The organism is Streptomyces sp. MJM8645 (assembly GCF_001625365.1).
Lineage (GTDB): Bacteria > Actinomycetota > Actinomycetes > Streptomycetales > Streptomycetaceae > Kitasatospora.
In genome coordinates, this window is record NZ_LJJF01000001.1 from 842,685 (window position 1) to 855,187 (window position 12,503).

Here is a 12,503-nt window from a genome sequence, read left to right on the forward strand (position 1 = left end):
TCGTCGGCTATCCGCGGCCCGAACCCGGAGCGGCCGGGCCGGCCGGGGCCGCCTCCGGCTTCGTGTGGAGGATCTCGCGGGCCTGCTCCGCCGCGCGGACGATGCTCTCGGAGACGAAGTCGACGAAGCGGGCGATGTTCTCCAGGCGGGTGGCGGCCGGGGTCTGCGGGCCGAGGACGCCGACGCCCTGCCGCGCGACCTCGACGAGGTGGGCGGTGGCGCGGGCGCTGGCCATCATCGACTGGTACCAGACGTCGTCGTCGACGACGTAGCGCTCGCGGCGGCGCTCGTCGCGCTCCCGGCGGACGAGGCCCTGGCCGTCGAGGAACGCGATCGCCTTGGAGATGGACGGCGGGCTGACCTGGAGGTGCCGGGCCAGCTCGGACGCGGTGAGGCTGCCGCTGTCGGTGAGGGTGAGGCAGGCCAGCACCCGGGCCGTCATCTTGGGCATGCCGGAGGCCATCAGGACGGTGGTGTAGGTCTCCTGGTACTCGCGCACGGCCTCGGCGTCGCGCCCGTGGGCCTGCGGGGGCGCCTCCGACCCCCGGGGCGCGGCCGGCCTGCGCCGTTGGGCGCGGCGGCGTTCGGTGGCGCGATGGGCCAGGTCGGCGCGGTAGGCGGCGGGGCCGCCGTTGCGCATCACCTCGCGCGTGACCGTCGAGGTGGGGCGGTCGAGCCGCCTGGCGATCTCCGCGTAGGCGAGGCCGTCGGCCATCCCCAGCGCGATCTGCTGGCGTTCCTGCTGAGTGAGCCTGCCTCCCGGCACCGCGATTCTCCCTTCACGCTTCCCTGAATGCCCTCACCATAGCGTTCACCCTCATTCCAGTGCAACGAAGACGGCGGCTGACGTTGCGTTAAATTCAAAGCCACTGCAACGATAATTGCGCTTTCACCTGCATCGATACCGATTTCAAGCAACGAACTTGTTGCCACTAGCCGTGAAGGCAACGTAGCGTTTCCATCATCAGAAACAACGAGCCGCAGCAGCCCGCCACCCCCGCACCCGGAAGAAGGCACCCCATGACCATCAAGCAGCCCGTCTGGACCGGCATGGTCTCCGTCGACGACACCGCCCTGGCCGTGACCGACACCGGCGGGCCCGGCCGTCCCGTGGTCTACCTCAACGGCTCCTACGCCGACCAGTCGCACTGGCGGCGCGTCATCGCCGACCTCGGCGACGGCTACCGGCACATCACCTTCGACGAGCGCGCCCGCGGCAAGTCGAAGCGCTCGGCGGACTACTCGTTCGAAGCGTGCCTGCGCGACGTCGACGCCGTCCTCACCGCGAGGGGCGTGGACCGGCCGATCCTGGTGGGCTGGTCCTACGGCGCGATGCTCGCGGTGCACTGGGCCGCCCGGCACCCGGACCGCGTCCTCGGGGCGGTGTCCGTGGACGGCGCGTTCCCGCACGAGTGGCTCGACGACGCCACCCGGGAGCAGGTCCGCAAGCTGTTCCGCCGGCTCAGCCCGCTGTTCCCGATCGCCCGCCGACTCGGCATGGCCGCGCGGATGAGCGCCGAGCAGCACGCCGAGATCAATCTTGAGATCAACGAGCTCTGCGCGCCCGCCGCCCTCGACCCGGTCTTCGACCAGGTGACCGTACCGGTCCGGTACGTGGTCGCCACGGGCGGCAACCTGGGCGGCGAAGCGAAGCTGATGGAACAGATCCGCACCAACCTCGACCCGGTGCTCGCCCGCAACCCGAACATCCGGGTCAGCACGAAGGTCGCGAGCAACCACTCCAAGATCCTGCGCAAGGACTTCCACGCCATCGCCGACGCCGTCCGCGACCTCGCCGCCACCCCCGCGAGCGTGGCCGGCTGAGCCCCGCACCGACCCGAACCGGCCCTGCGGGGTCACCGCGAAGCGCTCGCACGACGGGCGGCCGTTCGGGCGAACTTCCCTCGGAATTACCGCGTTCGGGTGACGCGCGGCCGGCCTCGCCCGCCGGGGCCGTTAGCGTGACTGACCGTCATCGGCCGTCCGGTCGGGCGGAGCTGCGCGCAGCTCGGGGGTCGGGGGAAGCCGGGGGCGGAGGCCTTCGCCGGATTCCCCACGCGCCTCCACGCGCCGCCCGCTGTCCGCTGTCCGCTGTCCGCTGTCCGCTGTCCGCTGTCCGCTGTCCGGGGACGATCCCGACACCGTGCTTCACCAGCTGGGAGGTTCTCCGCCATGCCCGTGTCGAGTCGGTACCTGAACGCCTGGGAGGGCTTCTGGCGCGACGCACCGGCGGAGGCCGGCGCGGTGATCTGGGACGCGGAGCCTGCGCTCACCGCGAGCGTGCACCTCGCGCTGTTCGACCCCTACCTCGTCGACCCGGCGCTGCCCGTCGTCGACGTCGGCTGCGGCAACGGCACCCAGACCCGCTTCCTCGCCGAACGCTTCGGCCGCGCCCTCGGGGTCGACCTGTCCACCGCCGCCGTGGAGCTCGCCCGCACCCAGCATCCGGACGGGCGGGCCGAGTTCGCCCGGCTCGACGCCACCGACCGGCAGGGCGTCCGGGAGCTGCACGCCCGGCTCGGCGATGCCAACGTGTACGTACGCGCCCTGATCCACCAGTGCGAACCGGCCGACCGCCAGCCGGTCGCCGACGCCATCGCCGCCCTGGTCGGGGATCGCGGCCGGGCGTTCGTCGTCGAGCTGTCCGCGTCGGCGAAGGCCGTCCTGGCCGGCCTCGCCCAGAGCCCGCAGGGCCCTCCCCCGAAGCTGCGCCCCGTCTTCGAGCACGGCCTCGCCCCCGCCGAGGTCGTCGACTCGGCCTTCGGCGAACTGTTTCGCACCGCCGGGCTCACCGTCCTCGCCTCCGGCGAACTGCCTTTGTTCCTCACCGAGTTCGCGCCCGACGGCAGCCGGATCGACCTCCCGTCCCACTGGCTGGTGGTGGGCGCGGCCGGCACACCGCAGAGGTGACCCGGTGGGGGCGGCCGCCGGAACCGACCGCCCCCACCGCGTCACCCCCGGGTCAGCCGGGCTCCGCGGCCCCCGCCGGCCCGACCTGGGGGTGCGTCAGTTCCGTGGCGGGGCGGTCTGCCAGACTCCGGGAATGAGACGTCAACGGATCCTGGACCAGTTCATAGCTCGGGGGCCTGCCCGGGGGCAGGCGGGATGACCGGCGACGGACCGGACCTGCCCGGGGGTGCGCGCCGGGTCCCCTACCGTGATCCCGGGCTGCCGGACCACCGGAGTCCGCTGCGCTTCCTCTGGTGGCTGGTGCGCAGGCAACGCGGCCGCGTCCTGCTCGGCTCGACCTGGGGCAGCCTGTGGATGTGCGCCCTGATGCTGCCGCCCTACCTGATGTCCAGGACGATCGACGAGGGCCTCCGGGCCCGCGACAGCGGCGCGCTGGTCTTCTGGGTGTCGGCCGTCCTCGTGGTCGGCGCGCTCATCGCCGTCCTCGGGATCCTGCGGCACCGCACCATGACCTTCGTCCGGGCGGACGCCGCGTACCGCACCGTCCAGGTCATCACCCGGCACGTCAACCGGCTGGGGACGACGCTGCCGCGCCAGGTGTCGGCCGGTGAGCTGACCCATCTCCAGGCCGGCGACATCGGCCGGATCGCGCAGACGCTGACCATCACCGGGCCCGGGGTCGGCGCGGTCATCGCCTACCTCGCCACCGCCGTCCTGCTGGTCCGGATCTCCGTCGTGCTCGCCGCGGTGATCCTCCTCGGGGTGCCGCTGCTGGCCCTCACCGTCGGCCCGTTGCTGGGGAAGCTGCACGGCGCCGAGGGAGGCTACCGCGAGCAGCAGGGGGCGCTGACGGCCCTGGCCGGCGACCTGGTCGCCGGGCTGGGTGTGCTGAACGGCATCGGCGGCAAGCCGATGTTCGCCCGGCGCTACCGGGAGCGCTCGCAGGCCCTCGTCCCGCTCGGCTACCGGGTGGCCTCGTTCACCAGTTGGGTGCAGGCGCTCGGCGCCTGCCTGCCGGTGGTCTTCCTGGCCGTGGTGACCTGGCTCAGCGCCCGGATGGCGGCCGCCGGTTCGATCACGGTCGGTGAACTGGTCTCCGTCTACGGCTACGTGGCGGCCCTGCTGGTGCCGGTCTCCGCCTTCGTCGAGGGCGCGGACGACCTGCCGCGCGGGCTGGTCTCCGCCCGCCGGGTCATCGACATCCTGGCGCTGCGGCCGGATTCGACGCGCAGCCGGACACTGACGACCCCGCCGGAGGCCCCGGCGGGGCTGAGCGATCCCGACTCCGGCCTGCTGCTGCGGCCCGGGCGGCTCACCGCGCTGGCCGCCGCCCGGCCCGAGGAGGCCCGGACCGTCGTCGAGCGGCTGGGCGGCTACACCGACTCGGACGCCACCTGGGGCGACACCAGGCTCTCCGACTGGGTGCCCGCCGAACTACGGCGCCACATCCTGGTGTCGGACGACGACGCGTACGTGTTCGGCGGCACGCTCCGCTCCGCGGTGTCGATCCGCGGCGACCGCACCGAGGAGGAGCTGCGGCGCGCCCTGCACGCCGCCGCGGCCGAGGACATCGTCGACGCCCTGCCGGGCGGCCTGGACGCGCCGCTCGACGACCGCGCCGGCAACGTCTCGGGCGGGCAGCGCCAGCGGCTGCGACTGGCCCGCGCGCTGCTGGCCGATCCCGAGGTGCTGCTGCTGGTCGAGCCCACCTCGGCGCTGGACGCGCTCACCGAGGCGGCCGTGGCGGCCCGGATCGGCGCCGTGCGCGGCGGCCGGACCACCCTGGTCGTCAGCACCTCCCCCCTGGTGCTCGGCCGCGCCGACGAGGTGGTCCACCTGGTGGACGGCAAGGTCCGGGCCACCGGCACCCACGGCGAGCTGCTCGCCCGCGACCCCGGCTACGCGGCGCTGGTGTTCCGCGGCGGCAGCGACGACCACCCGGCGAGCGCCCCTGCGGACGCCGAGGAAGGCATGGTCCGATGAGCAACCCTGACACCCCCGACGCCCCCCGCCGCCTCCCGGTCGCCGACACCGCGACGGTGCGCCGGGCCAGTTGGCGCCTGCTGGCGGACGACGGCCGGGCGATGGGCGCGATCGTCGCCCTCACCTGCCTCGCCGCCCTCGCGGGCGTCGCCGGGCCGTGGCTGCTGGGCCGCATCGTCACCCGGGTCGAGAACGGCGAGCTGACGGTCGGCCAGGTGGACGGCTTCGCCGCGGCGGTCCTGGGGTTCGCCCTCGCCCAGCTGGTGCTCACCCGCTACGCCCGCTACCTCTCCCACCGGTTCGGCGAACGCGCCCTGGCCCGGCTCCGCGAGGAGGTCGTCGACCGGACGCTCGCACTGCCCGGGCGGTACGCGGAACGGGTCGGCGCCGGCGACCTGGTGACCCGCTCCTCGCTGGACGTGGGCACCGTGGCCGCCACCCTGCGCAACGCGGCCCCGGACGTCTTCATCGCCGTCGTCCAGGTGCTGGTCATCCTCACCGCGACCTTCCTGCTCGACCCGCTGATCGGGCTCTGCGCCCTGGTGGGCCTGCCGATCGTCTGGGCGGTGAGCCGCTGGTACCTGTCCCGGGCCCGGGAGGCCTACCTCGCCGAGGGGGCCGCGGCGGGCGGGGTCACCGAGGTCCTCAACTCCACGGCCCACGGCGCCCGGACCATCGAGGCGTACGGGGTCGGGGCGCGCCAGGACGGCGTGGTCGACCGGGCCGTCGACACCGCCTACCGGGCCGGGGTGCGCACTCTCTTCCTGCGGACCGTGCTGTTCCCGGTCACCGAGTTCGCGCACGCGCTGCCGATGGCGCTCGTCCTGCTGGTGGGCGGCCTCGGCCACCTCCACGGCTCGGTGACGCTGGGCGCGGTGGTGGCGGGCGGCCTCTACATGTGGCAGCTCGTCGACCCGCTGGACCGGGCGCTCAACTGGGTCGAGCAACTGCAGCGCAGCGGTGCGTCGTTCGCCCGCATCAAGGGCGTCGGCCTGGTGTCGCAGGAGCCGCCGGCCACCGGACTGCGCCCCGCCGACGACCGGATCGAGGCCGTCGGCGTGCGGTACGCCTACACCGGCTCGCACGACGTGCTGACGGACGTCGACCTGGTGGTCCGGCCGGGCGAGCGGCTGGCCGTGGTCGGCCCGTCCGGCGCCGGCAAGTCGACCCTCGGCAAGCTGCTCGCCGGCGTCGACGCCCCGGACGCGGGGCGGATCCTGGTCGGCGGCGTGCCGGTCGCGGACCTCGCCGCGGCGGGCGAGCTGGGCAACCGCGTCGTGCTCATCACCCAGCAGCACCACGTGTTCATGGGGACGCTCCGGGAGAACATGACGCTGGCCGCCCCGGACGCCGAGGACGCGGCGGTGCTGGCCGCGCTCGCCCTGGTGGAGGCGGACTGGGTGCGCGACCTCCCGGACGGGCTGGACTCGCTCCTGGGCACCGGCGGGACCGAACTCGGCGCCGCGCAGACCCAGCAGCTCACCCTGGCCCGGGTGCAGCTTGCCGATCCGCACACCCTGATCCTGGACGAGGCGACGTCCCTGCTCGACCCGACCACGGCCCGGCAGGCGGAGCGGGCGATGGCGGCCGTGCGCTCCGACCGCACGGTCATCTCCATCGCCCACCGGCTCCAGACCGCGCACGACGCGGACCGGGTCGCCGTCATGGCGGCGGGCCGCATCGTCGAGCTGGGCACCCACGACGAACTGGTCGCCGCCGGCGGGGCGTACGCGGCGCTCTGGCGGTCGTGGAGCGGGGAGTCCTGACCGGCCGCCGCTGAGAAAGCCGCCCGGGGGCGCCTGCGGTCAGGGGGTGTCGGTGCGCTTTTCGAGCCGGGTGCCGTGGCGCAGGGTGAGCGACATCAGGTCGCTGGGGCCGTCGAGTTCGAGGCGGTGCCAGCGGCCGCGGGGGACGACCACCGCGCTGCCGGCGGGCAGCGGCACCAGCTCGTCGGCACCGCCCCCCGCGCCGTCGCCGTCCCCGCCCGCGGGTCGGAGGTAGAGCCGCGCGCCGCCGGCGAGGCAGCACACCGCCTCGTCGGCCTCCGGGTGCATCTCCCAGTGGTCGGCGTGGACGTCGGCGTCGGTCTCCACGTGGAAGGCGCCGAGGTGCCAGATGTCCGGCGCGCCGCCGGCCATCTGCCGCTCGGCGGCGCGGACTTCGCCGTCGGGGTGGAAGTGCAGGGCCGAGGCGAACAGGTCGACGGCGGTGGGCGTCATGGCGGTGTTCCTTCCGGTCAGCAATTTCTATACGCGTAAGAAAACTAACCCCACACCATCGCCGCTGTCGACCCCTGGGGAAGAATGGACCCATGCCGACCGCACCGCGCAGGACCTCGGGCCGACCGCCCCGCATCTCCCGTGAGCAGGTCGTCGAGGCGGCCCGCCGGATCGTGACCGAGGAGGGCGCGGACCGGCTGACCATGCGCCGCCTCGCCTCCGAGGTCGGCAGCACGCCGATGGCGCTCTACCACCACGTACGCGACAAGGAGGAACTGCTCGTCCTGCTGCTGGACGACCACGCGGCACGGACACTGCGCCGGCCCGAACTACCCGCCGACCCGCGCGACCGCGTCGTCAGGTCCGCCGCCGCGATCCACGAGGCCCTGGCCGACTGCCCCTGGATCGTCGAGGTGCTCACCGCCGACGACCTGATGTCCGCGTCCGCGCTGTGGTTCGTCGAGCAGATCGTCGACGGCCTCACCGCGTGCGGCCTCACGCCGGAGCGGGCCGTGCAGGGGTACCGGACGATCTGGTACTACACCGCCGGCGAGCTGGTGGTCCGGGCGGCGGCGGCCCGGCGGCGCGCGGACGACGAGCGCGCCACGTACCGGGAGCAGGTGTTCGCCGGCCTCGACCCGGACGAACTCCCCCGCCTCGCCCAGGTCGCGGACCGCTGGGCCGCGCTGACCACCGACGACACCTACCTGGACGGCCTGCGGGCCCTGGTGGACGGCCTCGTCGCCGCCCGTTGACGCCTCGGCCCGCGGGCCCCCGGGTGCCTCAAGTCCGTTCCGGGAAGCGGGGCTTGGACTTGCCGTCGCCGAACGGGCCGGTCGAGTGCTGGAGCGAGTGCAGGATGGCGAGGCCCTGGCTGACGATGCCCGCCGCCATCTGGTTGACCCCGTCGCTGCCGTTGAGGACGGTGAGCTCGGCTCCGGACATGCCCCGGGCCGCCGCGTCGGCGAGGGCCGGCAGGTTCTCCACGATCCGGTTGGCCGCGATGAGCTCCTGGTTGCCGCCGCGCAGGGAGTCGGCCCGGGCGGTGTTGGCGTCCGCCTGCGCCTGGGCGAGCGCCCGCTCGCTGTAGGCGCTGCCGTCCGCCTCGAACTTCACCCGGTCGCGGGCGGCCTCGGCCAGCGTCCGCTGCCGGTAGGCCTCGGCGTCCGCCGGGCGCCGCACGTCGGCCTCCAGTTGCTGGGCGGCCAGCGCGGCCCGGCGCTGGGCGAGCGCGGTCTGCTCCTCGATGACGTCCTGGGAGGCCCGGGCCTCGGCGAGCGGCCCGGCCTGGGCGGCCCGGGCCCTGGACTGCTCGGTCTCGGCGAGGAACCCGGCCCGTTTGATCGCGGTGTCGCGCTCGTACTCGGCCTTCAGCGCGGCCGCCTGCTGCTCCCGCTCGGCGGCCTCCTGGTCCGCCTTGGCCTGGGCGATCCGGGCCTGACTGGCGACCGCCGCCACGTGCGGCGCGGCCAGGTTGTCGATGTACCCGGTCGAGTCCTCGATCTCCTGGATCTGCAGCGCGTCGACCACGATGCCGAGCTTCTCCATCTCGCCGTGGCTGCCCGCCATCACCTCCTGGGCGACCCGGCTGCGCTCCCGGATGATCTGCTCGACGGTCAGCCCGCCGATGATCGAGCGCAGGTGGCCGGCGAAGATCCGGCCGACGAGCTCCTCCATCTGGTCCTGTTCCGAGAGGAAGCGGCGGGCCGCGTTGGCGATCGACACGGCGTCGTCGCCGACCTTGAACACGCAGACCGCGCGCACGGTGAGCCGGATCCCCTGCTGGGTCACGCAGTCCTCGGCGATCTCCGCCTCCCGCAGGGCCAGGGAGAGCATGCGGACCTTCTGCTTGACCGGCAGGACGAGGCTGCCGTGCCCGGTGACGATGCGGAACTGGGTGTCCTGCGCCTGGTGCTTGGACCCGGAGATGAGCATCGCCTCGTTGGGTGCGGGAACGTGCCAGAAGAACATGACCGACCACCTGACCAGCTGGGATCCGAAACCGCGATGAGGGCGGCAACAGCTCTACTTAGGGCGGCAACAGCTCGACGATCACCGAGCGGGCCGAGATCGCGTCCACCACGACCACCCGGACGTCCCGGCCGACCGGCTCCGAGCACCAGGCCGCGAACACCTCCGAACCACCCCGGAGGGCGACCAGGACCTCGCCCGGGCCGCCCGCCGGAATGGGCACCGTCACCTTGCCGACGGCTCCGACCGGGCTCTGCCGGGAGTCGTCGACCGCGGGCGTGCTCTCTCGCGCCACCGGCGCCTCCGGTCCCCACGTCGCACCACCGGGTCGAGGACACCTGCGGCAACCGCCGACGGCGGCGGTGTCTCGACCCCTTCCACGGTACTCCGGCAACCGCCCCGCCACCGGCCGTCGCCGGCGACCACCAGGGCCGGCCGGACCGGCACCGGTCAGGGCACGGCCAGGGCGACCGCGAAGCCGTGGTCCGGGATGTCGAGGAAGCGCCGGTTGAACCGGACGAAGGGCTCGATGAGCAGGTCCACGAAGACCAGGAAGGCCACCGTACCGATGCCCACCGGGCCCCCCAGCAGCCAGCCGCAGAGCAGCAGCACTCCTTCGATCAGCCCCTTCGCGCACCAGAACGGCCAGGTCCAGCGGTGCCGGATGGTGATCGCCAGCAGGTCGATGGCCCGGATGCCGAAGCCGCTCATGATGATCAGCGCCGAGGCGTAGGCGCACAGCAGCGCGCCGAGCAGCATCAGCGGGTAGCTGCTCAGCCCCAACCAGGCCGCCGGCCGCAGCCATTGGAAGAGGTCGATCAGGCTGCCGCACAGGAAGAAGGTCACGAAGGGCGAGACCACCGGGCGTTTGCGGTTCCACGCCGCCCACGCCCCGATGCACACCACCGCGACGGCCGCCTGGCACAGGCCGATGGTGAGCGGCAGGTGCTTGAGCACGCCCAGCGAGAAGACGTCGAGCGGGTCGGTGCCCAGATCGGACTGGATGAAGAAGTGGGCACCGGTCGAGAAGACCACGCAGCCGGCCAGGTACACCAGCGCCCTGGGCAGTAACTCGCCCAGCCGCCAAGGTTTTCCGTTCGGATCGACGCCAGGGGGACGGTGCGACGCCATGGGTTCCTCCAGGGGGACGGGCGTCCGGCCCGTTGCCGCCCCCAGAGGCGCGGAGGCGGGCAGCGGCGCGGACACCGGGCTGTTCGGAAGCCGGGGCCCCGCCACCGAACTCCCGTCACACAGCTGGGAGTTCGACGCAGGGCCTCGGTCAGCCGCCGCCCGACGCCGTCACCGCGGCCGGTTCAGGCGAGCGACTGGTAGGCCAGGAAGCCGCCGAAGAGGATGACCCCGATCCCGGCGACCAGGTCGACGCCCTTCAGCAGCCGGGCGCTGAAGCGCCGGCGGAACACCACGACGCCCGTACTCAGCAGGGTGAACCACAGGAGCGTGCCGCAGCCGACGCCGACCAGCATGGACACCGAGGCGGGCAGCGTCCCGGTGACGTTCGCCGCCGTGGCCGCGGCGAAGGCGGCGGCCCAGTAGCCGATCGTCGCCGGGTTGGAGGCGGTGGCCGCCAGCGCCGTGCGGAACGCCGCCAGCGGGCGGACCACTTCGGGGTTCCGCTCGTCGTCGGTGGCCGCCTGGACCCGGAAGGCGGAGCGCAGCGAGCGCGCGCCGATGTACACCAGCACGGCGGCCCCGGCCAGCCCCAGGGCCGTCCGCAGCGCGGGGACGTCCAGCAGCCTGCCGACCCCGGCGAGGCCCAGGCCGGCGTAGGCGATGTCCACCAGGGCCGCGCCCAGGCCGATCGCCCAGCCGGTCGGGAAGCCGTCGCGCAGGACGCTGCGCACGCACAGCAGGCCGATGGGGCCGAGGGGCAGGGCGACCAGGAAGCCGAGGCTGAGCCCGGCGAACCACGCGGGGAGGATGTTCACCGCAGTCCCCCGCAGGTCACCGCGATCATTCCGGTCCGATGAAAGTCCCGGTGAAAGTCCCGGCTCAGGTCCCGGCTCAAGGCCCGGCGGAAGGCCTGGTGCGAGCACGTGCGCGACAATTCGCTCTGCCCCTCGTCACAACACCCGCCGATCAGGTCACTCGACGAGCTCCGATATGCCGAACCGTACCTCATCCCCTTCGGCGGGACTGAGATCTTCCGGCGCGTAGAACAGCTCGTACACATTGGTCGACAACAACTGACCGAGCCTGGTCAGCGCATACACGTCCGTGCCCCGTTCCTCCAGCCAGCCCTTGTCGATGAGCTGCTCGATCTCCGCCCCGAAGACGGCCTCCATGGTGACGCCGAACCGGTCGTGGAAGTCCGGCCGGTTGACCTCGCACATCTTGAGGCCGCGGATCATGACGCGGCGCATTTCCTGTTCCTTGGTGAGGTACGTGGCGAAATCCAGCGGAATTTGACCACTTCCGACCATCTCGTAGTACTTCTTGAGCGGCTTGACGTTGACGAACAGCCGGTCGTGGATCACGCTCTTCGACGAGACGCCGAATCCGATCATCGGCCAGGTCCGCCAGTAGTACTCCAGGAAGCGCGAGTAGTCGGCGCAGCGGTCGGGGTGGTAGTACCCCGTCGAGCTGCGCCGGGCGAAGCCCGCCGCCTCCAGCGCGTCGATGGCGTACTCGTACATCCGGCGCTCGTCCTGCGCCGAGGGGAGCGCCATCTTCCCGGACGTGATGAGCGAGTGGAACGCCGTCTTGGGCCAGATCTCCAGGCCGTAGGCCGTGATGCAGGCCGGTTCGAGTTCGATGGCCCGGTCGACGCTGCGCTTCCAGTCGTCCACGGACTGGTCGGGCAGCGGAAAGATCAGGTCGATGTTGGTGTGCGTGAACCCGCCGTCGACGACGGTGCGGAAGGCGCGTTCGGCGGTGGCCAGGTCGTGCGAGCGGTTGCAGATCTCCAGCAGCCGGTCGTCGAAGGCCTGGACGCCGACACTGAGCCGGGTGAACCCGGCCTCCCGCATCCGCGCGATCTTGGCCTCGTCGACCGTCGAGGGGTCGAATTCCAGGCCGATCTCCGCGCCCTCGTTGAATTCGAACGATTCCCGGCAGGCGTCCAGCAGCCGGGCCGTCTGGTCGCCGGTGAGGATGCCCGGCGTACCGCCGCCGAAATACACCGCGTCGACCCGGAACGCGGGGAAGGCCCGATTGGCGGCGAAGGCGCGGATCTCGCGTTCGAGCGCGTCGACGTACTGGGCGAAGTGCTGCTCGTTCCGGTTGATGTAGACGGTGTAGTCGCAGAATCCGCACTTGGTGATGCAGAACGGGACGTGCAGGTAGAGCACCGCGTTCTCGGGGCGGAAGTACTCGTCGTACTCGTGGTGCCGGTATTTGAACGGGTACGTGTGGATGTTCCGTCGGATGATCTTCTCGGCCATCTGCGGTCGCTCCTTCGTC

The 12,503-nt window shown here is 72.7% G+C and carries 12 protein-coding genes; 5 read left to right on the top strand and 7 right to left on the bottom strand.

Annotated features, from left to right (window positions below; translation table 11 throughout):
* Positions 1-7: 7 nt before the first annotated feature.
* Positions 8-766 (bottom strand): helix-turn-helix domain-containing protein, encoded by a 759-nt coding sequence (locus A6F73_RS03305; protein WP_063346360.1) that lies wholly within the window; start codon positions 764-766, stop codon positions 8-10.
* Positions 767-1,020: 254 nt separating this feature from the next.
* Here A6F73_RS03305 and A6F73_RS03310 point away from each other — a divergent pair, with 254 nt between their 5' ends.
* The 4 genes from A6F73_RS03310 to A6F73_RS03325 all read left to right on the top strand — a co-directional run bounded on the left by A6F73_RS03310 (position 1,021) and on the right by A6F73_RS03325 (position 6,659).
* Positions 1,021-1,824 carry an alpha/beta hydrolase gene (locus tag A6F73_RS03310; RefSeq protein WP_063346361.1) on the top strand — a complete coding sequence of 268 codons (804 nt, stop codon included), beginning with the start codon at positions 1,021-1,023 and terminating at the stop codon, positions 1,822-1,824.
* A gap of 348 nt (positions 1,825-2,172) precedes the next feature.
* A complete protein-coding gene (locus A6F73_RS03315; protein ID WP_063346362.1) occupies positions 2,173-2,910 on the top strand; it encodes a class I SAM-dependent methyltransferase in 738 nt (245 codons plus the stop codon).
* A 195-nt stretch (positions 2,911-3,105) separates the two neighbouring features.
* Entirely contained in the window at positions 3,106-4,893 is a 1,788-nt protein-coding gene (locus tag A6F73_RS03320; RefSeq protein ID WP_063346363.1) for an ABC transporter ATP-binding protein, read from the top strand.
* Positions 4,890-6,659 carry an ABC transporter ATP-binding protein gene (locus A6F73_RS03325; protein ID WP_063346364.1) on the top strand — a complete coding sequence of 590 codons (1,770 nt, stop codon included), beginning with the start codon at positions 4,890-4,892 and terminating at the stop codon, positions 6,657-6,659. Before A6F73_RS03320 ends, A6F73_RS03325 begins: the two co-directional genes overlap by 4 nt.
* Before the next feature lie 39 nt (positions 6,660-6,698).
* On the opposite strand, the gene A6F73_RS03330 is transcribed toward A6F73_RS03325, so the two are convergent.
* The gene (locus tag A6F73_RS03330) at positions 6,699-7,112 is read right to left on the bottom strand and encodes a hypothetical protein (protein ID WP_063346365.1); all 414 of its coding nucleotides are present in this window, start codon (positions 7,110-7,112) and stop codon (positions 6,699-6,701) included.
* Between the two features lie 92 nt (positions 7,113-7,204).
* On the opposite strand from A6F73_RS03330, the gene A6F73_RS03335 reads away from it, so the two are divergent.
* Positions 7,205-7,867 carry a TetR/AcrR family transcriptional regulator gene (locus tag A6F73_RS03335; RefSeq protein WP_063346366.1) on the top strand — a complete coding sequence of 221 codons (663 nt, stop codon included), beginning with the start codon at positions 7,205-7,207 and terminating at the stop codon, positions 7,865-7,867.
* Positions 7,868-7,895: 28 nt separating this feature from the next.
* Here A6F73_RS03335 and A6F73_RS03340 read toward each other — a convergent pair whose 3' ends face one another.
* The 5 genes from A6F73_RS03340 to A6F73_RS03360 form a co-directional block, all read right to left on the bottom strand.
* Positions 7,896-9,083 (bottom strand): flotillin family protein, encoded by a 1,188-nt coding sequence (locus tag A6F73_RS03340; RefSeq protein ID WP_063346367.1) that lies wholly within the window; start codon positions 9,081-9,083, stop codon positions 7,896-7,898.
* Between the two features lie 58 nt (positions 9,084-9,141).
* Positions 9,142-9,378 (bottom strand): hypothetical protein, encoded by a 237-nt coding sequence (locus tag A6F73_RS03345; RefSeq protein WP_063346368.1) that lies wholly within the window; start codon positions 9,376-9,378, stop codon positions 9,142-9,144.
* A gap of 155 nt (positions 9,379-9,533) precedes the next feature.
* Positions 9,534-10,214 (bottom strand): hypothetical protein, encoded by a 681-nt coding sequence (locus tag A6F73_RS03350; protein WP_208869047.1) that lies wholly within the window; start codon positions 10,212-10,214, stop codon positions 9,534-9,536.
* A 182-nt stretch (positions 10,215-10,396) separates the two neighbouring features.
* Positions 10,397-11,029 carry a LysE family transporter gene (locus A6F73_RS03355; protein ID WP_063346369.1) on the bottom strand — a complete coding sequence of 211 codons (633 nt, stop codon included), beginning with the start codon at positions 11,027-11,029 and terminating at the stop codon, positions 10,397-10,399.
* A gap of 156 nt (positions 11,030-11,185) precedes the next feature.
* Complete coding sequence (locus A6F73_RS03360) at positions 11,186-12,484, bottom strand: coproporphyrinogen-III oxidase family protein (protein ID WP_063346370.1); 1,299 nt, start codon at positions 12,482-12,484, stop codon at positions 11,186-11,188.
* Positions 12,485-12,503: the final 19 nt, after the last annotated feature.

What these genes read in the sequence shown, in the direction of transcription:
- A6F73_RS03310 (WP_063346361.1), top strand. Translation starts at nt 1,021, where the DNA reads ATGACCATCAAGCAGCCCGTCTGGACCGGCATGGTCTCCGTCGACGAC.
- A6F73_RS03315 (WP_063346362.1), top strand. Translation starts at nt 2,173, where the DNA reads ATGCCCGTGTCGAGTCGGTACCTGAACGCCTGGGAGGGCTTCTGGCGC.
- A6F73_RS03320 (WP_063346363.1), top strand. Translation starts at nt 3,106, where the DNA reads ATGACCGGCGACGGACCGGACCTGCCCGGGGGTGCGCGCCGGGTCCCC.
- A6F73_RS03325 (WP_063346364.1), top strand. Translation starts at nt 4,890, where the DNA reads ATGAGCAACCCTGACACCCCCGACGCCCCCCGCCGCCTCCCGGTCGCC.
- A6F73_RS03330 (WP_063346365.1), bottom strand. Translation starts at nt 7,112, where the DNA reads ATGACGCCCACCGCCGTCGACCTGTTCGCCTCGGCCCTGCACTTCCAC.
- A6F73_RS03335 (WP_063346366.1), top strand. Translation starts at nt 7,205, where the DNA reads ATGCCGACCGCACCGCGCAGGACCTCGGGCCGACCGCCCCGCATCTCC.
- A6F73_RS03340 (WP_063346367.1), bottom strand. Translation starts at nt 9,083, where the DNA reads ATGTTCTTCTGGCACGTTCCCGCACCCAACGAGGCGATGCTCATCTCC.
- A6F73_RS03350 (WP_208869047.1), bottom strand. Translation starts at nt 10,214, where the DNA reads ATGGCGTCGCACCGTCCCCCTGGCGTCGATCCGAACGGAAAACCTTGG.
- A6F73_RS03360 (WP_063346370.1), bottom strand. Translation starts at nt 12,484, where the DNA reads ATGGCCGAGAAGATCATCCGACGGAACATCCACACGTACCCGTTCAAA.